We start from the raw sequence: 786 nt of genomic DNA, 5'->3' as shown, positions 1-786 counted from the left end.
GAGTTAGATACCGTTAAATACGAACCGCCGAAAGTACAAAAAGTCGATTTACACATTATCGGTTCAGGTGTCTTAGAATTATCAACGGCACGTAATTATAAATTCCCTAAAGGTGTAGGCTCAGCAGATCATGTAGATGATACTAAAGAAACAATTCAATTTTCTAATACTTATCAACCAACAGAAATCAAAGGTAAAAGACTTGCAGGCCTGAACAACTATTATGAAGGTGAAGGATCAGCACCCTACCTAGTCACAATCGTTGACGATAAAATCAAAAAGGTTGCTTTAGATAAAGGCGGCAATCCTGCTATTAAAGACAATCAAAAATTCAAACATAAAAAAGGTTCTTAAACTATAAAAAAAGAGAGCAGCTATTGCTCAGCTGCTCTCTTTTTTAATATTATGTTAATGCTTTTAATTTTTAATGATTAGTGCTAAGATAACATTAAATAAAAAGAACGAAAAAAGAACACCAGCACTAATTACTGTTAGCCGCAGTAATTAGCCGCTACCGATAAACCAGCTATCGGCGCACTTTAGGTGTCCTTCTTTCTTATTCTTTTGATACTCTTATGTTACAAGAACAAAAGTAAAATTGCAACATAAAAGTATTAAATGAAACAAGAAAGCAGAGATACCGCTAACTGATGATATTGTCAAAAAAGTGTAAGCCGTTGTATATATCGGCTCACACTTTTTTTGTTCCTCTAAGAAAGAAGGAAAAATTATGGCATATCAACTAATAAATTTACAAGAACACGCAACATTCGATTCAATTCAAGC

Annotated in this window: 1 protein-coding gene; it reads left to right on the top strand. The window is 33.5% G+C overall.

The window, feature by feature from the left end:
• Positions 1 to 354: hypothetical protein (locus HMPREF2937_RS13735; protein WP_180364630.1), on the top strand; the 354-nt coding region annotated here is incomplete at its 5' end.
• Positions 355 to 786 lie beyond the last annotated feature (432 nt).

Source organism: Staphylococcus sp. HMSC061G12 (genome assembly GCF_001838465.1).
GTDB classification, from domain to species: domain Bacteria; phylum Bacillota; class Bacilli; order Staphylococcales; family Staphylococcaceae; genus Staphylococcus; species Staphylococcus simulans.
The sequence above is the reverse complement of the archived record's forward strand: the minus strand, read 5'-3'. Positions and strand labels throughout refer to the sequence as shown.